Source organism: Rothia sp. CCM 9419, assembly GCF_048512815.1.
Taxonomy (GTDB): domain Bacteria; phylum Actinomycetota; class Actinomycetes; order Actinomycetales; family Micrococcaceae; genus Rothia.
The window spans coordinates 16,629-41,829 of record NZ_JBLXXY010000005.1 but is presented as its reverse complement, the minus strand read 5'-3'; the positions used below and the strand labels follow the sequence as shown (position 1 = coordinate 41,829).

Sequence of the window (25,201 nt, the reverse complement as noted above, 5' to 3'; positions counted from 1 at the left end):
GTTTTTCTTCTGGTCATGATTCGCCGTGTGAGGGTTCTCTTTGGTGTAGGGGGTATATCAGAGAGAACCCTCATCTTTTAAAGGAGCGATGACCAGAGCCTACAGATATTTTCTACGACCTTGATACGGTTGGGGCGGGCAACCCATTCGTCGTATCGGAGGGTTTTGCATTGAGAGATGTATTCTTCAGAGATACTTTCTAACTCTTTAACCATTCCTGTATCAACGATGAAGGTGGATACTTCGAGGTTGAGCGCAAATGAGCGCGGATCCATGTTGGATGAGCCGATGAACGTGAGGTGGTCGTCTACAAACATGTATTTTGAGTGCAATACGGTTGGCCCGGGGTATTGTTTGATGGTGACTCCGGCATGGAGAAGTTTCTCGTAGTAGGAGCGTTGAGCCATGTTGGGTAGGAACTGGTCTCCTTTTTCGCAGACGATGAGGGTGACATCAATTTTTGATAGTGCTGCGTTGGTGAGTGCTTGTAAGAGTGTTTCTTCTGGGACGAAGTAGGGGGAGCAGACGACGATGCGTCGTTCTGCATTGTAAATGAGGTAGTTGATGAGGCGTAGATTGTTTTCCGTTTCGAATCCGGGGCCCGATGGAACAATTTGTGCCAACATTCCGCTGTGCACACGGGGAATAGCTGTTTCGATTTCGTTCAGTGGTAGTTCTCGTGTTTCGGAGTACCAGTCTGAGATGAAGACGGCGTTAAGTTCTTCAACAACGGGGCCTGTGCATGAGAATGTAAGGTCTTGCCAGACGAGTCCTTTTTTGAGGTTGGCAGATAGATTGTAGGAACGGTCGATAGCGTTTTGTGAGCCGGAGAATGCGATACGACCGTCAACAATGACGATTTTGCGGTGGTTACGCAGGTCTGGTCGTTGCCATTTACCTTGGAATGGTTTCAAGGGCAACATGAGCTGCCAGTTGATTCCGGAGTCATCAAGGAGTTTGCAGAGTTTTTTCCAATTGGGGTATTTTCGAGAGCCCCAATGGTCGATCATGATTTTGACCAGTACTCCGCGCTGGTGTGCTGCAAGAAGCGCATCCCATAGCGGTTTGGTGGTGTTGTCGTAGGCGGCAATATAAAACTCGAAGTGTACGTATCGTTCTGCCCGGTTGATTTCTTCTGTCATCTGTCGGATAGCTTGGTGGTTATCTTTGATGAGTGTGAAAGTGTTGCCACCGACGAGGGGGAGCGCTCCGAGCTTGTAGTTGAGGTTCGCTGCTACTCGTGCTGGTTCAGGAAGTTCTCCATGGGATCCGAGGATGGAACGGGATTCTTCATCAGCATTTTTGGATGCGAGTATCTCTTTCATCATGTCGTTGATGGTGCGTTGTCGGATTCTTCGGTGTCGTGGTAGTCGGGAAGATCCAAAGAGCAAGAAGGCAACAAACCCGATATATGGGACGAGGAATATTGCCATGAGCCAGCCGAGAGCAACCACGGGTTTGCGGTTATAGGGTAGCCAACAGATTGCGATAATACGCAAGGTGATATCGAGGATGAAGAGTGTTAACGCTAACCACGTAGGTAGATGGGCTAGTCCAAAGATGTTAAGAGGGTCCACGAGATTTATTTTATAGAAAGTTTTTCAGATGAGAAGAGTGTATTTTCTTATATTTCTTCGGGGGTATGTGTGTTGGGTGGATGTATTTGTCGTAATTTGGGTGTTGATATTTTTATTCTGTGTGCTCTAGGACATAATCTAAGAAGAGTGCCTTAGGGCATGTTTAATGTTCTCGTGATATGGAAGATTTGATATGAAAATCCTTGCTCCTACTATTATTCCTTTGGACGCTCAGAAGCTTGGTCTTCAGGCAGAAGATACGCTAGTTTCTTATGACCCTACTGAGCTTTTACCTGCAGAGCACTATGATGCCGATGTCATGATTAGCTGGGGTAATACTAATGAACAGTTGCAAGATGCAGCGAAGAATTTATCTCAGGTGAAGTTGGTTCAGGCTCTTCTTGCTGGGCCTGACCAGGCTCGTGCAGCTGGTTTCCGTGATGAAGCGGTTATCTGTTCTGGTATTGGCTTGCATTCTTTGACCGTTGCTGAGCATGCGCTGGCTTTGACATTAAATTTTGTGCGTTTCTTGCCGTTGCTTTCTGAGGAGCAAGATAATTCTCGTTGGGCGGGGGAGTTAGGTGGTCCTCAGGAGCTTCATCCTGCGGATAAAGTCACAACTCTTTTGGGCGCTCGTGTTTTGATTTGGGGTTTTGGATCTATCGGTCAGAGCACAGCCCGCTTATTTCAGGCCTTTGGTGCTCAGGTGCAGGGTGTGGCGCGTTCTGCTGGTGAACGAGCTGGTTTTCCCGTGATTGCTGTTGATGATATTGAACAGTACTTGCCTCAGACTGATATTTTGGTGATGATTCTTCCGGCTGCTGCTGAGACGGAGAATGCGTTGAACGAACAGCGTTTGGCGTTGTTGCCTTCTCGTGCATTTGTGGTGAATGTTGGTCGCGGTGTCACTGTTGATGAGGATGCGTTGATTGCGGCGTTGGAGAGCGGTGCTATTGCTGGTGCTGCGGTTGATGTGGTGAAGCAAGAGCCTTTGCCTTCGGATTCTCCTCTATGGGGTACGAAGAATTTGGTGATTACTCCTCATTCGGCGGGTGGACGTCCGGTGAATCCTGAGGAGCTGATTGCGCATAATCTTTGTGCTGTGCGTGCTGAGGCTAGTGGCGAAACTGCTGATTATCGTAATAAGATGTAAGGTTTGCTGTATGAAGCCGGTGGGGTGTTTCCTCGCCGGCTTCTGTGTTTTAAGTGTCCACTATGTGTACACCACGCCTGTTTGTATGTTAATTCCATATTATTTTTTGGGCTTGGAGAGGGTGTTAAACGGCACTTAAAAAGAACATAAATCTTTTACGAAGAAAATAACTAATTATTGATGTAACCCATATAAAACCTAGTCAAGTGATATTTATTGGTTTGATTATTTAGGGTTAAAGAGGGTTGCTTGTGTTTGGTAATAAAAATTTTACCTTTATTTAGCTTTTTCTCATCATATGAATAAAGATTCGTTTTAGGGTATCTTCATGTACAACTGGTTAAGTTTTGTTTACAATGAAACTTACATGTGTTTCCAGTCACTTAGGTTGCCTGTCGTTCATCTACGATGAGCTCTGGTAGTCGCACACAACATCTCATATTGAAAAAGGAGAAGGAATGCGCATTTCACGTAGATCCTCCATCATCGGCTTTGCAGCCGTATCCGCTCTTGCACTATCCTCTTGTGCAAGCACCGGAAACAACGCAAGCTCATCTTCCGGGGATAAGGGTTCAAAATCTGTCTCAATGGCAATCGTGAACACCTTCAGCTCCCTCAATAGCAATTCTGCTGACGGTAACGTCGACACCAACGGCATGATTGCTAACATGACCACCTCCGGTTTCTACTCCATCAACAATAAGCTTGAGGTTGTACATAACGACTGGTTCGGAACCTATGAGGAATCCGATAAAGGCGACGGCATGGAAGTTAAGTACACCGTTAAAGACGACATGAAGTGGTCTGACGGTAACGAAATCGGTGAAGGCGACCTCCTCTTGGCATGGGCTGTTCTTTCCGGACACTTCGATGACTCCGAAAAAGACCTCACCTACTTCTCCTATGCTGGCGACACCGCTGGTCTAGGCAATGCTGGCGTTCCCGCTCTCTCTGACAACGGAAAGACCATTACCTTCACCTACCCACAGAAATTTGCTGACTGGGAGGTTGCATACGACATAGTCGCTACCCCCGCTCACGTTGTAGCTAAACTCGCAGGCATGGACGAAGATAAGCTCGTAGAGGTTATCAAGAACGCTAAGCCCGGTGAAGAGAACGCAGACCTACGTAAAATCGCAGACGCATGGAACACCGGCTTCAACACCACCACCATGCCAAGCGAAGACCTCATTGTATGCAACGGCCCATACAAGCTTGACGCTGTTGTCGAAAACCAGTCTGTTACCCTCGTAGCAAACGAAAACTACCAAGGTCCTAAGAAGCCTGCTATCTCCGAAATTACCCTCAAGATTCTTCCCGATGCTGCAGCTCAGATTCAGGCATTGAAGAACGGCGACGTGGACGTTATCACTCCGCAGGCATCTATTGATACTGTCTCTCAGGCTAAGGCTTTGGACAACGCAGAAACTCACGTTGCTCCAGACCTCTCCTACGATCACCTCGACTTGAACTTCCACTCTGATGTCTTCAAAGACGAGAACGTTCGTAAAGCATTCTTGCTCACCATCCCTCGTCAGGACGTTGTTGACAAGCTCATCAAGCCTATGCAGCCAGACGCAGTAGTTCTTAACTCCGAACTATTCGTTGTATCTCAGGGCAAAGCATACGAAGAAGCTGTTAAGCAGAACAACTCCAGCGAATACCCCACTACCGACCCTGAAGCAAACATTGCTAAGGCTAAAGAACTTCTCAACGGTGCAACACCTACCGTGAAGATTCTTTACAACAACAAGAACAGCAACCGCGAAAACACCTTCCAGATGATTAAAGAAGCAGCTGGTAAGGCAGGCTTCAAGGTTGAATCTCTTGGCTCTGAGCAGTGGGCTAGCGAACTTTCTAAGGGCCCAGAAGGCTACTACGACGCTTCTATCTTCGGTTGGGTTTCCCCTGGCGTAGGCCACGAATCCCTCGGACAGATCTTCGCAACCGACGGCGGATCTAACTTCACCGGTTACTCCAACGCAACCGTTGACGAAGACGCTAAGAAAGTGATGAGCACCGTCGATAACGAAGAGATCCAGAAGGTTCTCATCCAAGCTGACGGCGAGCTCTTCAAAGATGGCTACGGCCTACCTCTCTTCCAGAGCCCAAGCCTTGTTGCTTACAACAAGTCCATTTCAGGTATCGATCCTAAACCCGGTCAGTACCCTGCAACCTGGAACATCGTTGACTGGGATATCAAGTAATAAAAGCACAACTATCCCAGGTGCAGCGTTCCTTGTATAGCGCTCAGCACTGAGTGCTATACGCCAACGGCGGCGTGGATGCTCATCTTTTTGGGCATCCACGCCGTGCGTTTAAACTCTCCCCACATTGACTCACCCCTTCAGGAATCATCATGTTGACCTATACCGTGAGGAGACTAATAACAGCGGTCTTTATCCTACTTGCCGCTTCCTTTCTAGTCTTTACACTCACCGCTCTGTCTGGCGATCCTTTGGCAGAGCTACGTACCAGTAACAGCCCTAACAAAGACCTTCTTATCGCTCAGCGTACTGAAGCGCTGAACCTCGATAAGCCAATTCCTGTCCGTTACGTTCTATGGATTACTGGCGTCTCCAAGTGCCTTATCGGACAATGTGACTTCGGAACAAACCTCTCGGGTACACCCGTTACACAGTTACTCTCAAACGCTATCTACCAAACACTAATTTTGGTTCTTGCTGCCACCGTCCTAGCAATTCTTATCGGTATCAGCCTAGGTATCGTTTCAGCATTACGCCAGTACTCAGGACTTGACTACACCATTACCTTTGCAAGCTTCCTGTTCTTCTCCTTGCCATCTTTCTGGATTGCAGTACTACTCAAAGAAATCCTCGCGATTGGCTTCAACGACTTCCTTGCCGACCCGCAAGTATCTTTGATGAGCAACCTGCTCATCTCTCTCGTTGCCGGACTCTTCTGGTACTCAGCCTCCTACGGAAAACTCAAAACACGTATCAGCCTCGGCGTCTTCGGTGCCGTGCTGACCTTCGGCATCATTTTCTTCGTCTCCGTAACCGACTGGTTCTTGCACCCCGGACTAGGCATTCCATTCCTAGCAGTACTTGGACTACTCTGCGCATACGTTATGACAATTCTTGTCTCCGGCATTAGAAACCGCCGTGCCCTCTATAGCGGTATTGCAGCAGTAGCACTAGGACTTATCGTTTACTTCCCGCTTCAGACACTTCTCAACCAAGCAACATTCTTGATGGTCTTCATCATCGCCGTGTGCTTTACCTTGCTCGGTGTCGGATTCGGCTTTGTCGCTGGCGGATACGACCGCGGACAAAATATGCGAGTAGGCGGACTAACCGCTTTCCTCATGGCACTGTTAATCTTCACAGACCGCTTCATGCAAGCATGGCCGGACTACATCAGTAACTCCCGTATCCGTGGACGCCCCATTCCCACCGCAAATGCGTCAACCGCAAACCTTACCGGTGACTTCTGGATTCTTAACCTTGACACCATGACGCACATCTTGCTTCCGACCGTTGCACTAACGCTCATCTCGTTAGCAAGCTACTCTCGCTACTCTCGTGCGTCCATGCTCGAAATCATGAACCAAGACTACATCCGCACAGCACGTGCTAAAGGTGTCTCCGAACGTGGCGTTGTCATGAAGCACGCTTTCCGGAATGCGCTCATTCCTCTAGCAACCATCGTCGCCTTGGACTTCGGCTCTATTATCGGCGGCGCAGCAATTACCGAACGTATCTTCGCATTCAAAGGTATGGGAACACTATTCCTTGACGGTCTTGCTCAAGTCGACCCTAACCCCGTCATGGGCGTATTCATCGTGACCGCAATTATGGCGCTTGTCTTCAACCTCATTGCAGACCTCGTCTACTCAATCCTCGACCCGCGAGTAAGGGTGAAAGCATGACAACTAAAAACGTTGATTTTAATGCTGGTAAAGAACCGACAACCGAAACTGCAGCACTACGCGAAGTTGAGGCAAGCATCGACATCACCCAGCGCGAAACCTTGGGAAAAACTCAGGGACAAATTGTTCGTAAACGCTTCTTCGGTAACACCGGCGCTGTCGTTTCACTCATCATCATTATCGGCATCTTGCTCCTTTCTTGGTCTTCACTTGGAATCGGACCAATCCCCGGATGGTGGAATACCGGATACACCGACATGCACCCTATCGTCAATGGTGCAGCTCCTAGCTCCGAACATTGGTTCGGTCAGGACGCTACCGGCCGCGACCTTTTCGCAATGACGATGCGCGGCATCCAAAACACCTTCCTTGTTGTGATGATTATTAGCATCCTTGCTGGTGTTATCGGTGTAGTGCTTGGCGGACTCGCCGGCTACTATCGTGGTTGGGTTGAAGCCATTATCATGCGCTTTACCGACGTCATCATTATCATTCCGCTTCTGCTCATCAGCGCAGTGCTCGGTAAAATTGCAGGAACCCACTTCAATGGACGAACCGCAATCATCGCCTTAGGTGTGGTTGTCGGCTTCTTCTTCTGGAGCTCTCTTGCCCGTCTTGTCCGTGCAGAGTTTCTGTCCTTACGAGAACGTGAGTTCGTGGATGCTGCACGTCTAGCAGGTGCATCTGATACTCGTATTATCTTCAAACACATCCTGCCTAACACCGTCGGCGTTATTACCGTAAACATCTCCTTGCTGATGTCCTCAGCAATTCTGACCGAAACCGCTTTGAGCTTCTTGGGCTTCGGCGTTAAAGCACCTGACTGGTCCCTAGGTAGCCTTATCTCCGAGAACCAAACTGCTTTTGCAACCCGCCCATGGCTCTTCTGGTTCCCCGGCTTGTTTATTCTCGCAATTTCTTTGTGCATCAACTTCATCGGCGACGGCCTACGCGATGCCTTTGACCCGCGTCAAAAGAAATTCAACCCACGCAAAGCTAAAGAGCGTGTAGCGCACTCAGCCGAAAACGGTTTGGGTATCGCTGGAGAATCCTTGCAAATGCAATCAGGCGGATTCCAAGGTTCTGGTCCTCTCTCAGACGACGAGACCCGTGAACACGACCAAGAAGTTATCCGTAAAGAAACACGAGATAACTAGACGCCTCGTGGTTAGCTCAGATAAAAACACCTGAGCTAACCACCAACGGCGTGAGAATTGATAATTACAGAGTGAACAGCTGAATAAGCGTGAGACCCCCAAGAACACACATAATGATGATTCCGCGGGTATCACGAACGCTAGAAGCTACAGGTTCTACCTGTTCGAGCGCACCATCTTCGACAAGCTCTTGCCAATACCCACGAATCATACGTGCAGTAGCGCCAGAGAGAGTCGAAGGTAAGTCACTAGGACGAATCGCCCCGTCTTGTTGGGGAGTAATGGCGGGCAATCCTTGTGACTCCGAACGATGAGCTTTGAAAGAATGAGCCATTCCAGAACCACTTACGGCAAAGGAAGAGTAACTTTTTTCAGCGGTGACGAGAGTCAACGCATAGCGTGTAGAAACATCGATAAGGCAAGAGTAGTTAACGCGGTGAGTCACAAAGGGATTAACTACCACAACATCTTCCACATCGATAACCACTTTGGGGTAGTACATCACATACCAGGTAGCATAGACAGCAAAGAACAGAGGCAGGATAGAACGAACTAAAAGGTCTGTTCGTCCAGTCTTTGTCCAAGCAGCTAAGATGCTCAACGCACCAAAAATAGCAATAGCTAGATAAACGTACGACATCTTAGAACGAATAACTACCGGTGGTTGGTGCAAATATTGTGAAGCCATACAGGCTATCTTCTCATTCTTATTCAGCTTTCGTTCTGATCTTTTTGATCTGCCGCTTTAGAACACCATAAATTTTTTTACAGTTGGGATAGTACCAATGACTACACAGCCAGCTACAACACGTCAAGGCAGTGAGCCTGTCCTCGTCGTCCGAGACCTCTCCGTAGACTTCGGTGTCGATAAACAATGGGTTCCTGCTGCCATGAACCTCAACTATGAGGTTCACCCCGGAGAAGTCCTCGCCATCGTTGGTGAATCCGGCTCCGGTAAATCTGTTTCCTCAATGGGCATGATTGGGCTACTCCCAAAAAATGCCAAAGTCACCGGTTCCGTTAAACTCAATGGTCGTGAACTCATTGGGCTGAGCAACGGTGAACTACTAAGCGTTCGCGGTAACGACATCGCCGTCATCTTCCAAGAACCGATGACAGCGATGAACCCTGTCATGACCGTCGGCGACCAAATCGTCGAAACTCTACGTCTTCACAAGGACATCTCTCCTGCTGAAGCAAAAGCTGAAGCACTCAAAATGCTTGAAATGGTAGAAATGCCAGACCCCGTCAAAGCATTTAACTCTTATCCTCACCAGATGTCTGGTGGTCAGCGTCAACGTGCCATGATTGCGCAATCACTCTCGACCGACCCTAAACTTCTGATTGCAGATGAGCCGACAACTGCTCTTGACGTAACAGTCCAAGCAGAAATTCTTCAGCTCATGCGCAACCTGCAGAAAAAACTTCACTCAGCAATTATCTTGATTACTCACGATATGGGTGTTGTTGCAGACCTCGCTGACCGTGTTGCTGTGATGCGTCGTGGTGTCATCGTTGAGTCAGGCGAAATCCATGAGGTGTTCAATAACCCTCAACATGAATACACTCAGGCACTTTTAGATGCTGTGCTACATCTTGGCGGTAACGAAATCGACGTCAATGAAGCTATCGACGACGCCGCCGAACAGATTCGCCCAGCAACAGAGGTACTCGAAAAAGTCGCTCCTCAACCTACCGGTGAAGTCATCCTCAGCCTTGAGAACGTCTCTTTGGAATACCCAAAACAAGGACGCGTTGGACCGTTCCGTGCAGTTTCTAACGCAAATCTTACCGTTCATGCTGGAGAAGTCGTCGGTCTTGTTGGTGAATCAGGCTCCGGCAAATCTACGATTGGTCGTGCAACCGTTGGATTCTTGGACGTTGCAGAAGGAAAACTTACCGTCAACGGTGAAGATATCACCAAACCAACCCGTGCTCAGCTTGCTAAGGTCCGTCGCGAAGTTGGTATGGTCTTCCAAGATCCTTCATCTTCTTTGAACCCACGTTTGCCCATTGGCGAATCCATCGGTGAACCCATGCAACTGGCAGGTGTTGCTAAAGGCGCTGAATTACAAAAACGTATTGAAGCGCTCCTCGACCGTGTTGAGTTGCCTCGTTCATACCGTAACCGTTACCCACACGAACTTTCTGGAGGTCAGAAACAGCGTGTTGGTATCGCGCGTGCACTCTCCTTGAAACCCAAACTGCTCATCGCAGATGAGCCGACTTCTGCTCTTGACGTTTCAGTTCAGGCACGCGTACTGGAGCTCTTCCAAGAACTTCAAGCAGAAATGGGCTTCGCCTGCCTATTCGTCACTCACGACCTTGCTGTCATTGACGCTCTTGCAGACCGTATTTGCGTTATGCGTCGTGGCGAAATCGTAGAGCAAGGTTCTCGTGAGCAGATTCTTCGTCACCCACGTGAAGCATACACTCAGCGTCTGCTGGCTGCCGTTCCTCTACCAGACCCTGACGCTCAAGCTCAACGTCGAGAGCTTCGTCAGCGTCTCTTAGAAGAAACTGGCGATACTATCTAACATTGCAGTGACACAAACGGGGGTGTGCATCTTTGATACGGTGCGCACCCCCGATTGCGTATTCTTTGAGCCATTACACACAATAGAGACTTAGGATAGTGTCTATGGTTGTGCGTAGTACAGAAAAAATCCTTATCGTTATCGGCTCCGGGTCACGTCATTCTGCTTCAGCGATGCTCGCAGAAAAAATACGTCAAGGCCTCACCACAGAACACGAGCATCATGCTCGCTCACGAGAGTTTCATGAACTATACCTAGGCCAATATGCCATGGACATGGCAGACTTCATCTCAGATGGATTCCCCTCAGATGACCTAGCAGAAGCGCTTGAAAGAGTCCGCTCAGCCTCGGCTATTATCGCTATTACACCAGTCTTTAACGCCAGCTATTCTGGTCTTTTCAAAATGTTCTGGGATATGACCGAACTCGGTGACATTGCTCGAACCCCAACCATCGTTGCTGCGGTGGGAGGAAGCTGGAAACACTCACTCATGGTTGAGTACAGCCTCATACCGTTATTCAGATACCTTCAAGCTGACCTTGTACCTACCGGAATCTACACAACGAACACTTCGCTCAACCCCTCAGCGGAAGACTCGCACCGCACAAATAGCCGTATTGAACGAGCCACCGCAGAACTCTCTGAAAAACTACGGTTATTGAACTCAACCGCCACCTCATAGAACACGAATAGCACCAAGTTTTAGCTATAGAATCATAGTCACTGCCCCAACAACGCTGTGCGGCAGAGACCATCAACGACGATATATCTCAAGGAGATGAACAAACCTTATGACCATCAATAAAATCGACAGGATTACTGTTCTTGCCACCGGAGGAACCATTGACAAGGTGTATTCCCTCCAAGGCGAACTAGAGATCGGGGACCCTTCCGTCCCACAACTATTAGCGCCGGTACTGACCGACATCGAATTCACTCTTGAATCCGTACTCCGTCTTGACTCACTCGACATGGAAGACTCACATCGTGCAGTACTCGTGAACGCCCTTGAAAAAGTCACGGACGACCATATCATCATTACCCATGGAACCGACACCATGCCAGAGACCGCACGATACATCCACCAATACGCACAACGAGAAAACAAAGTTATTGTCCTATGCGGTGCCATGCAACCAGCTTCTATGCGCAGTTCTGATGCAGGCTTTAACTTCGGTATGGCAGTGGGCGCAATGAATCTACTGAGCCCCGGAGTCTACATCTGCATGAGTGGAAAAGTCTTCTCCGCAGAAGAAGTACACAAAGACCGCTCACGCGGAATCTTCGTCTCTGACCAGTAGAAATCCGGTACCTGAAAACTCATGAGTGCACACTGATACTAGCTGAGATAGTATGAGATAGGCACCATAAAACTCTGTGAAGGGTAAGACAACGATGACAGAAAATAACGGTTATACCCCTCGCACTGAGGGGAACTACCAAACACCTCAGTACACACCACAAGCCTCCCAACCCTATGCTGGGCAACAACCCACCCCATACTCTCAATACATGGGGTATACCGGCGGGCAAGAACGAACAAAACCAGTAGCACCACAAACCATCAAAATTGCGGCATCCGCTATTTACGTTCTGGTGGGGCTCTCTCTCATCTCCAATATCTACACTCTCTTCTTGACCTCAGCAGATACCGGAATTGGTGATGAAACCCTAGAATTTGCTGCCAAGCTCGTCAGCACCGTGTATAGTCTCGCAATGCTAGGTTTCTATATCCTGCTCGCTATTCTCATCACTAAGGGCGCTAACTGGGCGCGAATCGTCATGACGGTACTATCTGGTCTGAGTATTTTCGTATCTCTGGTTGGGCTCTTCTTCGTAAGTCTGATGCAACCATTCCTCTCAGAATTTTCTGACATAACAAGCACCGAACCTTTCGACACCGTCATTCAGGTCTTAGTATTTATTACTTCAATCGTCATTATCGTTGCACTATGGATGCCTAAATCTCATACCTTCTTCGCTGAAACAGCCATCTATAAGCGACAGCAAATGTTTGCTAGATAGACTCTACGATAGGACAGACATGGATAAGACATGTCTGTCCTCTCTTTTGTCTTATAGGGTAACCTAAAAAGTAGCTAAAAATGCGGGCTCCCCAACTTATGCCTGCAGACAGCGCAACACACATGAACATACTCCTTATCACGCACCACTATGAGCCAGAACTTGGCGCACCTCAGCGTCGCTGGTCAGCCCTTATCCAACGCTGGATGCAAGACGGTCACAGCGTCACTGTGTGTTGCCCACCTCCGCATTATCCCGATAAAACAAGTACTCAAAGCCTCCGCAAAAACAGCAGTAAGGTCTTCCGCCGTGCCAGCGGAAGACACGGTGAAACCCTGATTCGTATGCCGTATCTTCTGCACGGATACCACTCAATACCACGAACCCTAGACCAAATAATTACCGCCGCAGGAACAGTAGGTTATTGTGCCGTGCAACGAGTGCAATACGTATTGCGTAGATGGCGAAACTCAGAAAACAGCATAGACCAGCCCTTTGACGTTGTTATTTCGACCGTTCCTGGCATCCCGAGTCTTTTTGCAGGGGTTGTTGTGTCCAAACTATGGGGTGTTGAACATATTGCAGAGATGCGTGATGCTTGGCCAGACATCATTACCGGAGACATCACATCTCAGACCAGAAAACTTCCATGGTACCGTCACCTCATTAAACGCAGTATTCATGCCACCATCACATACTGCCAACGTCAAGCAGACGCTGTTGTCGTCACCACCGAACACTTTAGTGACGTGCTCAAAGAACGTGGAATACACCCAGTATTCGTTGTTCCGAACGGGGCCGAACCTCAAGAATTTGAGCAGGCTCAACCTCTCCAACTAACAGAACGGCACCGTCACGAACTCCGTATTCAATACCTCGGTACCGTGGGACGTAGCCAAGGTCTGAGCGTCGTCCTTGACGCGCTCAAAATACTCGAACACAAAAGACCAGAGCAACGTTTTATCTTACGTATCATCGGAGAAGGCGCCGAAATCCCTGCCCTGAAACAACTCGCCACAACAGAAAACCTTAAGGTTCAGTTTATTCCCCCTATACCTCGAGAAGAACTAGGGGAAGCATACGCATGGGCAGATGTGCACCTCGTATCACTTCGTAAAACAAAACCATTCGCATGGACAATACCCTCAAAAATCTTTGAACTACTAGCAACTCGACGACGAATTATCGCCCTTGTCGACGGTAGCGCCGCAAAACTCCTCGAACAAAGCGGCGTTGCCACCGTGATACCACCACAAAACTCCTCAGCTTTAGCAGACGCTCTCGCCGACCTCAACGCACACCCAGAAGACCTTATCGTCGGAGAATCTGGAGTAAAACTTCTCAAAGAACGGTACAGCTACAACACCATGGCAAAGCTCTATCAAAAAGCCTTAGACTTTTGCCAACAACACCGTACCGGCTAAAACACCCCCATGAACCAGAACTCACATAAGAAAATGACCTTACCGCCCCTACGAGACTTCGCGCGCAATACCTTGATGACCTGCCAAGTTATCGGCAGACACCTCAACGACGACCCCCTACTACTAGGGATTAACATTGCTCGTTTAGCGCCAGCACAACTTTCTGAACGCATCGGCAAACTCTTAACACAACTACCCGGAGCCGGAACACACGCCCTAGGAGCCTACCTCCTCGGAAAAGATTTTCCTGCCGAAGCACAAGAACTACTCACTACACACACCACCTCACGATGGCAAAAAACTCAGCAAAGAATCGCCGCAGAAACTGCCATCCACTACGGACTCATCCACTGGAAAGACCCAAAAATACCGGCAAAAACTCGTGCCCGCAGTGCATGGGATAACGGAGCAATCGATGAAGCTATTAACCTCGCACACACTGCAGGAGCACACTCATACGCTCACCGCCTAGAATCAGAAAAAAACCTGCTAGAGTCCAACTATCAGCTTCCACTAAATGGCAGCACACAACATGTGCCACAACGAACAATGCCCTCAGCCAACGGGCAAAAAATTAACGCACTACACCTCATTACCAACTCCCTGCCAGCAACACAATCTGGGTACACTCTACGCACTCAACGCCTACTCAACGCCCTCATCCATGCTGGAGTGACTATTCATGCGCTCACCCGCACCGGATACCCCGTCATGGTTGGAACATGGAACGCAACACCAACAGTGCATGTAGAGGAAGTGACCTACCAGCGTACGTTGCCCCTCAAACTGGCAAAAACCCACGCCCAGCGACTAACCCAATGGGCAAACTATGCCCGTCAGATTGTTCAACAAGAAAAAATTAACCTCATTCACACCACCACAAACTACCCCAACGCTATCGTTGCCAAAGCCCTCTCCCAAGAACTAAACATTCCGTGGGTCTATGAGGTACGAGGAATGATGGAACAAACGTGGGTCTCCCAAAAGAAAACCCCACAACAGCAAAAAGACGCCGAGCAGAGTCAACGTTTCACAAGCATCCAAGCACGAGAAACACAACTCATGCATGAAGCCCACCATATCGTGACACTCAGCAACGTGATGAAAAACCTCATCATCGAACGCGGTATTCCCGCTGAAAAAATTACCGTTATCCCTAACGCCGTCCGAGAAGAACTCTTTGAACAAAATCTCAGTTCAACACAAGCACGCAAGCTCTTAGGGCTTCCCCCCGAAGGCTTCTGGGTCGGTTCGGTAAGCTCCCTCGTCGACTATGAAGGCTTCGACGTTCTTCTTCGAGCAGTAGCTATTGCACGATCTCAAGGAGAAGACATCCGAGTGCTTCTTGCTGGAAGCGGAGCAGCGCAGCCCTCTCTGCGTTCTCTCGTGAAAGAACTCAACCTTCAAGAACACACCGTATTTCTCGGTAAAATAACACCCGATAAAGCGATGATTGCGCATCAAGGGTTAGACCTCTTCGTTGTTCCTCGAAAAAACACAAGAGTATGCCGTTCTGTCACACCACTCAAACCCATTGAGGCGATGGCGCTCAAACGCCCAGTACTATGTAGCGATATTCCACCGTTAGCAGAGCTTATCAACAACACAGTAACAGCGCCGACAGGTAAACTGTTTTTAGTAGAAAATTGCCAATCTTTGGCAGAAGCCATTATTGACCTCAAGAATAATCCGCCCCTAAGAGCAGAATTAGCACGTCAAGGCAGAGAATTCGCACGGACACGAACATGGAAGAGTAACGCTGAACGAATGACAGAGGTATACCACAAAATAGTAGGGGGTTCTCAACATGAGTAAACAAAAACCCCAATACACGCCGAGTTCACCGTTAAATCCATCCGTAGAAGAATACCGACGTTATATCGAGTCTGGAAAACTCTACCGAGTAGGTGTCCGTAAAAGTCCCATCGTCTACCTACGACAAACCTGGGAACGTCGCGCCTACATGTGGAAAGACTCCCGCGCTAAAGTCCGAATGCAGAACCGCCAACACCGTCTCGGCTCTTGGTGGCTCGTGATTAAACCCGTCTTTGACGTCATCTTCTTCTGGGTTCTTTTTGGTCTTATCCTCAACACCTCACGCGGTATGCACAACTACAACGCATACATCATCATTGGGGTGCTAATGTTCCAATACTTCTCACGAGCACTCGTGACTAGCTCCACCGTTATGTCACAAAACCGCTCAATGATGAGGGCGTTCTCTTTCCCTAGACTGACTGTGCCTATCTCCTTAGCGCTTCGTGAAGCGCTCTCGAGCATACCCGTTATCATCGTCATGATTATCGGTATCGTGCTCATCCCACCACACGTCATCCCCTCATGGACATGGTTACTCTTTATCCCCGCATTCTTACTCAACGTTCTTTTCAACCTTGGTCTAGGGCTCATTATTGCTCGTATCGCTTACGTCATACCCGATATATCTCAAGTAATTAACGTCCTGACACGTTTCTTATTGTATGGTTCAGCAGTAATCTTCCCCATCGAACGATTCATTCACCACCCCGTCATAACGCACATTATCCAATCAAACCCCATCTATATTTTCTTAGACCTATACCGCCATATCCTCATGGATCATTCTCTCGGAACGTTATATCACTGGGGATCTCTTGGCGCATGGAGCATCGGATTACTGCTCATTGGTTTCTTCACATTCTGGCATGCAGAGGAGGTGTACGGTCGTGAACTCAACAACTGATCTCAGCGAACTCGTCTTCGGCACAAAAACACCGAACGTACTTGTAAACAATGTCTCTCTAGACTACGTTGTCTCAGCAGGTAGAAGCCGTATCACTCAATCTGCCCCTAAAAAGATTGTGCACGCACTGCAACCACTTTCCTTCGTCGCCCATGAAGGAGAGTTCATCGGTATCGTAGGGCGTAACGGCTCTGGAAAAAGCTCCCTCCTACGCCTCATCGCCGGACTAGAAACACCCACCAGCGGCGAAGTATACGCATCTTCTCCGCCCTCGCTCATCGGTGTTCACGGTGTGCTCAACAACGACCTCTCTGGCGAAGAAAATATTGAGCTAGGCTGTCTTGCGATGGGGCTTACCCCTGCCGAACTACCTGATGCAAAAACCCAAATCATGGAATTAGCAGGTATCGGAGAAGCTATTAACCGTCCGATGCGAACCTACTCTTCAGGTATGGCAGCCCGTCTCCGCTTCGCCATCATGTTAGCGAATCGTCCGCGCATCACTCTCATCGACGAGGCCCTCTCAACCGGTGACGCATCTTTTGCAGATCGTTCAGCTCAAGCGATGAAAGAACTCCTAGACCAAGCCGGCACCGTATTCCTCGTCAGCCATGCTGCTCAAACCATCGAAAATATGTGTACTCGCGCAATCTGGCTCGATTTTGGCGAACTCGTCATGGACGGTGACGCTCGAGAAGTAGCCAGAAAGTATCGTTGGTTCGCCCATAACATCGCCCAAGGCGACGAACGTAAAGCAGCCCGACTACTATACGATGCAAAAGAACTAGGACGAGAAGGACACGTCAAGAACTCAGAATAAGAAGAACATTCTTGAGTGACTAAGAGAAGAAAACCATGAAAAAAGTATCTGGCAAATATACCGTGATGGTCGTCTATGGTACCCGCCCCGAAGCAATCAAAGTTGCTCCGGTCATTCACCAGCTCAAAACCTCAGAACATTTTAATGTTCTCGTAGTTTCTACTGGGCAACATCGCCAAATGCTAGAACAAGTTAACACTGTCCTAGGGCTTGAACCAGACTATAGCCTAGATATCATGCAAGAGAACCAAGGTCTTAACGACACCGCTGTCAAAATCCTTGATCAAATCGGTAAACTCTGTGCCCAAGAAAAACCAGACATTCTACTGGTACAAGGAGACACCGGCACCGCCTTATACTCTGCTTTAGCTGCGTTCAACCACCAGATACCAGTCATCCACCTAGAAGCTGGCCTTCGCTCAGGAAATATCACATCACCTTTTCCTGAAGAAGGAAACCGTAAACTAATCAGCCAAATATCTAGCTTGCACTTAGCACCAACTGAGGGCTCTAAAAATAACCTTCTTGCCGAAAACTTTAAACCTAACGATATTCTTGTAACGGGTAACTCGGTTATCGACGCTTTGCTCTCTCAAGAAGAAGCTCGTCCCGAAGAATTCTCACAAGAGATGCAAGAACTTCTCAACGACACCTCACCTATTGTGCTCATTACTGCTCACCGTCGAGAAAACCTTGGCGAACCGATGGAACGAATCGGGCAAGCCATCGCCTACTTAGCTCAAAAATATCCCGAGCATCGTTTCGTTTTCCCCGCACATATGAACCCTAAAATTCGGGGGAGCCTGCTACCGATATTTGCCGGTATCAAGAATATTATTGTTCTAGACGCTTTACCGTACCAAGAGTTTACGGCTTTACTGCGCGCCTCAACACTCGTACTCACAGACTCCGGCGGTCTACAAGAAGAAGCTCCTAGCATCGGCATTCCTGTACTCGTCCTTCGTGAGAACACTGAACGTCCTGAAGCTATTACTGCGGGCACTGTAAAACTTGTAGGTACACGCACCGACAATATTATTTCTGAAACTGCACGACTCCTAGACGACCCAGAAGCTTATCGGCAGATGTCAGTGGCGGTAAACCCCTACGGCGACGGTGCTGCAAGCAAACGTATTATCCACGCGCTAGAGAAGTTCTTCGGGCTACGCACAGACTGTGAAGAATTCACCATCAACTAATGCCCAGCACCTCGTAATCGCTATCTCCAAAATCCCTTAGTATCAATGACTTCTTTACCGGCAAGAGCACACGCAGGTACTAAAGAGAAAGCCTGATGATCCACTAATAACAGCACAATATTCGCATCCGCTAAAGCATCCTCTAAAGAAGCCAAATGTACTTGAGGATAGTCTCTTAACACAGATGGAAGCTCCGAAATATGGGGTTCGACCACAGTCAAAGAACTATGGGGAAGCTCTTGTGCTAACTGCTGAGCAATTTTTAGAGCAGCAGATTCACGTAAATCATCAATATCAGCTTTAAAAGATAGCCCCAGCACCGCGATACGGGCAGAATCTACACGTGCCACAGCTGACTTCACCTGTTCAATAACCCATTGCGGTTTTCTATCGTTCACCTCACGAGCGGTACGAATCAGTGGCGAATTTTTGGGGTCAGAAGAGACAATAAACCATGGGTCTACCGCAATGCAATGACCACCAACACCTGGCCCAGGCTGCAAAATATTCACCCGCGGATGATGGTTAGCTAAATCAATAAGCTCCCAGACATCAACACCTAAGGACTCTGCAATCAGCGATAGCTCATTAGCAAAAGCAATATTGACATCACGGAAAGAGTTTTCGGTAAGCTTAGCTAACTCCGCAGTAACATCGTCAGTCTCTAAGAGCTCTCCGGTGCAAAAAGTCCGGTAAAGCTCGCAGGCCTTTTCAATAGCACGAGGAGACTGTCCTCCGATAATACGGTCATTCGTTACTAATTCTTCTAGCGCACGCCCCGGCAAAATTCTTTCAGGACAGTGTGCAAAATATATGACAGGCAACCCCTGAGGATTAGGAGCCCCATCTGCGCATAAATCTGGGCGTAACGACAGAATATATTGCGCCAATTTCTGCGTTGTCTGAGGTGGGGACGTAGACTCTAAAATGATGAGTTCTCCACCGCGTAATAACGGAGCAATCTTTTCACCAGCACTAAAAATATACGAAAGATCGCCTTCCTTCGTCTCAGTACAAGGCGTCGGTACCGCAATCACAAAAGTATCGCTATGCCGAGGCTCTGTACTGGCACGGAAACAACCAGAGTCTAGTGCCTGACGGAGTTTCTGCTTTAAACCTGGTTCAACAATAGTGAGCTCACCACTGTTGATAGCATCAACAGCTTGTTCGTTAATATCGAAACCATGCACGTCTAACCCATGGTTTGCCATAATCACCGCGGTAGGTAGACCAATATACCCCAAGCCGACAAAGGTGACTGAATGGTTAGACATGAGAACTCCCAAGGTGAGCTTGCGGGTTAAAGATCAACGGTGATATTCCAGTAATCGCTTTTTTCTACGGTATCTCCAGAATCTTTGTAAGCAGGAGATGCCATTGACAGATGGGGACGTTCCCATGCGATGTTACGTCGAATAATTTTTGCTGGAGAACCCGCGATAATACAGTTATTAGGAAAAGCCTTATTTACGATGGAACGTGCTCCAACGACGCAACCGTCGCTAATATCAGCACCTCCCATAATGTAGGATTCTATTCCCAGCCATACGTGGTTTTTGATAGTGATATCTTTTGCGGTGTTAATTCTTTGGTTGGTGCGTACATCAAAAATTGGATGTCCATCATCACCTCGTACTTTAACGCTACCAGCAATCATCACGTCGTTACCGATACGTACTGTTGTGCCTTCTACCGCAGAAATTTGTACGGGGGTTGTTGTTGATACGTTATCACCGATGAGGGCAGAAGAATCTTCTCCAATACGAATATTTGCGCTGAAAGGTGCTACTGAACCGTCGTTGGCACCAATTTCGCATCGACCGTTATTTTGGTCGAATTGGATGTTTACGAGACGGATTCGTGCCTTTTCGTGTACGACGAGAGTATTATTCTTGCCTCGAAAAGTGATAGATATTTTGTTATCAAGTGGTTTTTCACCGGAATAGATAATTCGGTTTCCATCTTGATCTGTGTATTCAGATATAGCTTTTAGAACGTGCATGTGTCGTCATTCCTATCGACGGCGCTTGCGGGCGAGTAGATTCCCCTTTTTCTTATGACTCGCAGAACCACGCGTTTTCTTATTTTTTGGGGTGGGGTTTTCTTGGGGTGTTTCAGCTTTTTGTGTGGGGGAGGACTCGACGTCTGGGGAGGATGTCGTATTGGTCTCCTGATGTGTAGCTGATGGTGGCTGTTCGTATGAAACTTTGTGAAGCACGCCAGAAGGCATTGTGTCTACGGGAGTGCTCTCAGGGAGAGTTTCTACAGTACTACTTTGAACGGTAGCCTTTGAAACAGTTTTCTTGGCTTTTTTCTTTGCGGTAGCTTGTGATGTGCTACTTGCTGAAACACTAATCTTGTCGGGCGTTATTGCTCGTCGTCGTGGAAGCACCGTCTTCTGATAAGGTGTCTCTGTCAATAGTGTGCGTTGACGTTGTGCACTACCTAATACATTGAGACGACGTTTTTTAATCCAGTTCGCGAATGGGCGACGATCAATATCAAGGTTCTCTACTGGGCGTACAACAACAACCTGAACCTTAATCCAGTCTGTTTTTACGAGGCTCTTAACAATTTCAGCATCTGCGTGAGCACTATGTAAGACTATTCGTAAACGTTCACAACCGGAAGTGATGACGGTGCGTAATGCAAAGAGCTGAACGAAAGTGAAGTCATCTAAGGACTCTACAACGGTAAGAGATTTCGTTGGAGTGGTCTCTTGGAAAGAAGACTCACGAACATAAGACGCACGGTTAATATCATCAACAATGTGAACCTCTGCAAGTACACCATCATGATTAATAATGTGTGCCCTATATTGGAAACGACCGAGGTTAGCGCCGTTGATAATCGTGTATTGTTCGATGTTTCCTTGTGTATCGATAGATAGTTTAGGAGCACCATTAAAGACAGGCTCTTGTATTTGGTCTTCTGCACGGGTAAGCCGCTCAGGAAATGTTCCTATATAGCGGGTTCCGTCGGTATTGAGACCTACTATCTTATCGAATTTTTCGATAGGGTCATAAGCTGCGTAGAGACGCTGAGCCGGCTTTGTGTACTTTACAAAGTCGTAGGAGTGGCTTGTGAGTAAGACACGAAGTTTTGTTCCTTCGTCATCAGCTTCAATAAACCAGTTTGTTTCAGTGTCTGAGCTAGCGCTTTCTGGAAGGCCAGACTCAATACGTAGCTGAGAGTAAAGGAACTGCTCGTCATGGAAGGTTCGGACATCTTCACATGCGATAGAACGTTCTGTACCGGTGCCTAAGAAATCTCGGATAATATTCAAAATGGATGGTAGCGCGATACGGGCAACTTCTCCATGTTTACCGTTGATACGGTACTTGGTGAGTTTAGGCACTCCTCGCACAAGTTCAATGAGGGAGTGGTTGCTCAGCTCATCCGAGGTGGTATAGAAATAGTGGATAGTGCGTTTTTGCTCAAGATAGGAGCGAAGTAGGTCTTCTGGCTGCTGTAACTTGCCAATATCTGGTGCCTGATCAAGATTTTCACGGAACGTACCATAAAGGTTATACCGGAAGAACGGCTTGTTCATATAGTAAGGCAGGTTCATCTGAGGAACTGCAAGCAAAAGCGTTGCCTGAGGGTATTCTTGAGCGTAGTGGATAGCAATAGAGCCACCTTTAGACGCCCCGAAGAACAGCATCTTGTTATCCTCGATACCGTATTTATCTTTGAAATTATCAAGGATTTTTTTGACCTTGGGGTACAGTGCCCTTCGGCTGCTATCGCACATCATGTATGTTCCTGAAACCATGTAGCGGTCTTGGAAACAAATCATCAGAGTATCGCTGAGATCTTGATCGCTGAGTGCTTTAAGGTAACTCACTGCATAAGAAACACGGGTTGTAGAAGGACCAAATCCAGGGAACGTAATCAGAATTTTTGAAGGGTTTGTTGTATTTCCACGCAAAGAGTAGAAAACGTTATCGTGCTGCTCGACCCCATATTGTATATCGTATTTGACTTGTTGTTCTGTGGTGAAAGCACCTTCACTAATAGCAAGAGTGAACGGGGCATCAATACTGAGCGAGAAATTAGCAATATCGCGGGAGGTAACGATAATATTTCGGTACTCTAAGGGGAAGCCACGAGCTGGTGGCTCAATCTGATTACCGTAGACGACTTTACCGTTTTGGTAGAGTCTAAACTTTTGGTCTCGATACTCTTCCCAATTTTTGATGGTGAGTTTTGCAAAGTATTTTCCGGCTTCTAAACGTTCGGAACCGAGCCGTTCTAAACGGTCGTGTGCACCCTTTTCAAGGAGCAAATCAGCAATTTTTTCATTGCGTCGAGCATATTTATTGATAACTCGCGCAAAATCTCGGCTCTTGGGTGAGAAGGCTACTTTCTTGATGGCATTACGAGCACGTTTTTTGTTGAACGTTAAAGATACCTTTGTGACAGCATTCTGCGCACAATTTTTAACTTTTTGCGTGGCGGTCTTCTTCTCAACCTGTGCAGAACTACCTTGAGATATAGTTGCAAGTTCTTGAGATTTCTGCGGTTTAGGTTGAGTTTTTGGGGAATCTTGAGTTTCGAACTCAGGTTCTTGAGAGTTCTGAATTTCAGACTCAGGCTCTTGAGGTTGTTGAAGATCTTGTTGAGGAGCCATCTTAAAGTTCCAGCATCCTTTCAATAATTGTTGAGCTAATACGATCTACTGAGACTCCTTCAAAGAACACCGCACGGCGACGTTCATACTCTTCTGAAGGCTGAAGATATGTTTCGTTGAGAATATAGTTCAAAATATCTTCGGAATGTTTGAAGACCGGACCTAAGCCATCTTTCTCATAATCAAGACGTGACTCATAAGGCTGCTCTTCAAAGAAATCATCAAGATCCCACTGATAGTATGCGATAGGAATACCAACAAAAGCGGCGTCAAGAACGACGGAACTATAATCGGTAAAGACCATCTCTGCTGATGCGATAGCCTCGCTATAGCTCAAATCTGAGAGCACAACACGTTCAGAGAATTCAAAGCAATCTGCACGTCGTTCAGTGTTCGGGTGCAACTGAACGAGGAGTTTCTTATCGTGTTTTTCGAGATATTCAAGTAACTTCGGGTTTGTCATAATACCGTTAATTGACTTGAAATAGTCTGACTCGATGAAACTTTCGGTAGTGGCAGTTTGCAAATTAAAACGCCATGTTGGCATGAATAAAAGATGTTCGGGGTCTTTCATGTTCTGAGCTAATGTCTCTAGACGAGGAATGCCAGAATTGAGTGTTTCTACTGCTGCAAGCTTGCTCAGATAATCTGCTTCAATCTTTCCGGTAGCAACAAAAATGTCAAAGTGCTTAGACAAAATCCAGTCGGTCATGTCGTTGAGCTGAATACCGTGCTGTAGGTACACAAACCGTGAATTTTGTAGGGTTTTCCCGCGGTAGCTAATGTTATAAATCTGTGAAGCTACGACAAGATCTGAGATGAGGAATTTCTCATAGAACTCATCACTGAAGAAGGGGATAAGCTTGAATCCTTTTTCTTCGAGACGCTCCCAATCCGGAGACTTTTTATTCAGCGCAAAATATACGTTGTTATATTCTGGATAATTCTTGGTGAAATAATCGTAGAGGTGTTCGGCGTTATCGTCCGCTTGCATGGGGCGGTCATAGAAAATGATGGTCGAGTTAGGACGAATAGGGCGTGAGTAGAAGTCATAAGATCCGGGGCGTTCACGTCCAACACGCAACTCTTTGGAAAGGTAAGAACGCCCAATTTCTACAGTCTGTTCTGGGAACTCGATGGAGTACAAATGATAGTACGATTCATCTCGTTCTTCCTCTGAAGGGAACTCTAAATAAGCGTCTCGTTCAGTGAGCTGTTTGAAGAGGTAGCGAGAGTTATTCGGATCTGCAAACCAGTTGAACATTCCTAGTTCAAAGGGGTTTAACGCCTCTGCGAAACTTGAGAGTTCTTCAAGCCCAAAGAAGCGTATGAGTTCGCGGATATGTCCGATAGATAAGGTGCTCTTCTTGGATCCGCGAAGCCCACGAAGAGAAAGAATGAGTAGCCGCAGAATATAAAGACGTAGTTCTTGGCAGGTAGTAGAAATTAGTGGAACCATTCTGTCAATGGTTTGTTCGGGGACGATTCCGATAGCTACTTTTGTCACAGAAGATACGGAATATCCGGTATCGATGCGTGGTGCTGAATTAATGGACCAGTATAGGCGATAGGTGATGTATAGGCTGGAACGGTCTAAATCGGAGACTATTTCTAATAATTCGGCAAGGCGTTTTGTGTTGTAGGCAATACCAAAGACGTCGGTATCTCGGTTATAGAAATAGTTGTTATCTATTTTGGTGCGTGAGGTGAGCGCCGGCACTTCTCCCATGTAAATTTTTGGTTCGACGAGGTATTCGGTTTTCTCGTCGAGGGTCTCTAACAAGGTTGGCATGTATTCAAGAGAAATACGGTGTGTGTCTTTCATGAACACTATGTATTTGCTGTTGATTCTTGAGCAGAGAGCCTTAATGGTTGCAGTGTTGAGGAGGTCCTCAACAATTTCTATCGAATATCTGTCTTCCCAAAATAGGTGTGCTGAAACAAGCCGTCGATATAGTTCAGATTCTTTATCTAAACCATTGGGAGATTCGACAATAACGGTAAGAAGATTGGCGCCTGCCGGCATGGATACCTCGTAGAAACGTATATGGGGAAATGTTT

Annotated in this window: 19 protein-coding genes; 13 read left to right on the top strand and 6 right to left on the bottom strand. The window is 47.5% G+C overall.

From position 1 onward, the window contains the following. Window positions 1–77 precede the first annotated feature (77 nt). Window positions 78–1,577, bottom strand: coding sequence for a cardiolipin synthase (cls, locus tag ACN08W_RS05630; RefSeq protein WP_419108997.1), 1,500 nt, complete (start codon window positions 1,575–1,577; stop codon window positions 78–80). Between the two features lie 193 nt (window positions 1,578–1,770). Between cls and ACN08W_RS05625 the strand changes: the two genes are divergently transcribed. From ACN08W_RS05625 to ACN08W_RS05610, 4 genes are all read left to right on the top strand, one after another. Next, a complete protein-coding gene (locus ACN08W_RS05625) occupies window positions 1,771–2,730 on the top strand; it encodes a phosphoglycerate dehydrogenase (protein ID WP_419103862.1) in 960 nt (319 codons plus the stop codon). Window positions 2,731–3,188: 458 nt separating this feature from the next. Beyond that, a complete protein-coding gene (locus tag ACN08W_RS05620) occupies window positions 3,189–4,937 on the top strand; it encodes an ABC transporter family substrate-binding protein (protein ID WP_419108996.1) in 1,749 nt (582 codons plus the stop codon). Window positions 4,938–5,089: 152 nt separating this feature from the next. After that, complete coding sequence (locus ACN08W_RS05615) at window positions 5,090–6,622, top strand: ABC transporter permease (protein ID WP_419103860.1); 1,533 nt, start codon at window positions 5,090–5,092, stop codon at window positions 6,620–6,622. After that, the gene (locus tag ACN08W_RS05610; RefSeq protein ID WP_419102310.1) at window positions 6,619–7,779 is read left to right on the top strand and encodes an ABC transporter permease; all 1,161 of its coding nucleotides are present in this window, start codon (window positions 6,619–6,621) and stop codon (window positions 7,777–7,779) included. The genes ACN08W_RS05615 and ACN08W_RS05610 overlap by 4 nt, the downstream gene beginning before the upstream one ends. Before the next feature lie 64 nt (window positions 7,780–7,843). Here the strand turns inward: ACN08W_RS05610 and ACN08W_RS05605 are convergent, their stop codons facing one another. Further along, window positions 7,844–8,467, bottom strand: a complete 624-nt coding sequence (locus tag ACN08W_RS05605; RefSeq protein ID WP_419108995.1) for a hypothetical protein — start codon at window positions 8,465–8,467, stop codon at window positions 7,844–7,846. 97 nt (window positions 8,468–8,564) lie between these two features. On the opposite strand from ACN08W_RS05605, the gene ACN08W_RS05600 reads away from it, so the two are divergent. The 9 genes from ACN08W_RS05600 (at window position 8,565) to wecB (ending at window position 18,507) form a co-directional block, all read left to right on the top strand. Beyond that, window positions 8,565–10,316 carry an ABC transporter ATP-binding protein gene (locus ACN08W_RS05600; protein WP_419102312.1) on the top strand — a complete coding sequence of 584 codons (1,752 nt, stop codon included), beginning with the start codon at window positions 8,565–8,567 and terminating at the stop codon, window positions 10,314–10,316. Between the two features lie 104 nt (window positions 10,317–10,420). Then, window positions 10,421–10,999 carry an NAD(P)H-dependent oxidoreductase gene (locus ACN08W_RS05595; protein WP_419107095.1) on the top strand — a complete coding sequence of 193 codons (579 nt, stop codon included), beginning with the start codon at window positions 10,421–10,423 and terminating at the stop codon, window positions 10,997–10,999. A 109-nt stretch (window positions 11,000–11,108) separates the two neighbouring features. Then, a complete protein-coding gene (locus tag ACN08W_RS05590) occupies window positions 11,109–11,618 on the top strand; it encodes an asparaginase domain-containing protein (RefSeq protein ID WP_419103857.1) in 510 nt (169 codons plus the stop codon). Between the two features lie 94 nt (window positions 11,619–11,712). After that, the gene (locus tag ACN08W_RS05585; RefSeq protein ID WP_419107094.1) at window positions 11,713–12,342 is read left to right on the top strand and encodes a hypothetical protein; all 630 of its coding nucleotides are present in this window, start codon (window positions 11,713–11,715) and stop codon (window positions 12,340–12,342) included. Window positions 12,343–12,464: 122 nt separating this feature from the next. Next, window positions 12,465–13,766: a glycosyltransferase family 4 protein gene (locus ACN08W_RS05580; RefSeq protein ID WP_419103855.1), complete on the top strand. Its 1,302-nt coding sequence runs from the start codon at window positions 12,465–12,467 to the stop codon at window positions 13,764–13,766. 9 nt (window positions 13,767–13,775) lie between these two features. Continuing rightward, window positions 13,776–15,581, top strand: a complete 1,806-nt coding sequence (locus ACN08W_RS05575; RefSeq protein WP_419103854.1) for a glycosyltransferase family 4 protein — start codon at window positions 13,776–13,778, stop codon at window positions 15,579–15,581. Continuing rightward, window positions 15,574–16,488 carry an ABC transporter permease gene (locus ACN08W_RS05570; protein ID WP_419102318.1) on the top strand — a complete coding sequence of 305 codons (915 nt, stop codon included), beginning with the start codon at window positions 15,574–15,576 and terminating at the stop codon, window positions 16,486–16,488. Before ACN08W_RS05575 ends, ACN08W_RS05570 begins: the two co-directional genes overlap by 8 nt. Beyond that, window positions 16,472–17,308 (top strand): ABC transporter ATP-binding protein, encoded by an 837-nt coding sequence (locus tag ACN08W_RS05565; protein ID WP_419108994.1) that lies wholly within the window; start codon window positions 16,472–16,474, stop codon window positions 17,306–17,308. Before ACN08W_RS05570 ends, ACN08W_RS05565 begins: the two co-directional genes overlap by 17 nt. A 35-nt stretch (window positions 17,309–17,343) precedes the next feature. Continuing rightward, window positions 17,344–18,507, top strand: a complete 1,164-nt coding sequence (gene wecB / locus ACN08W_RS05560) for a non-hydrolyzing UDP-N-acetylglucosamine 2-epimerase (protein ID WP_419108993.1) — start codon at window positions 17,344–17,346, stop codon at window positions 18,505–18,507. Window positions 18,508–18,527: 20 nt separating this feature from the next. Here the strand turns inward: wecB and wecC are convergent, their stop codons facing one another. The 4 genes from wecC to ACN08W_RS05540 are packed head-to-tail and all read right to left on the bottom strand — an operon-like array spanning window position 18,528 to window position 25,166. After that, entirely contained in the window at window positions 18,528–19,781 is a 1,254-nt protein-coding gene (gene wecC, locus ACN08W_RS05555) for a UDP-N-acetyl-D-mannosamine dehydrogenase (RefSeq protein WP_419103852.1), read from the bottom strand. A gap of 26 nt (window positions 19,782–19,807) precedes the next feature. Beyond that, the gene (locus ACN08W_RS05550; protein WP_419103851.1) at window positions 19,808–20,509 is read right to left on the bottom strand and encodes an acyltransferase; all 702 of its coding nucleotides are present in this window, start codon (window positions 20,507–20,509) and stop codon (window positions 19,808–19,810) included. A gap of 12 nt (window positions 20,510–20,521) precedes the next feature. Then, window positions 20,522–23,140 carry a hypothetical protein gene (locus tag ACN08W_RS05545; RefSeq protein ID WP_419108992.1) on the bottom strand — a complete coding sequence of 873 codons (2,619 nt, stop codon included), beginning with the start codon at window positions 23,138–23,140 and terminating at the stop codon, window positions 20,522–20,524. Between the two features lies 1 nt (window position 23,141). Then, window positions 23,142–25,166 (bottom strand): CDP-glycerol glycerophosphotransferase family protein, encoded by a 2,025-nt coding sequence (locus tag ACN08W_RS05540; protein WP_419107087.1) that lies wholly within the window; start codon window positions 25,164–25,166, stop codon window positions 23,142–23,144. Window positions 25,167–25,201: the final 35 nt, after the last annotated feature.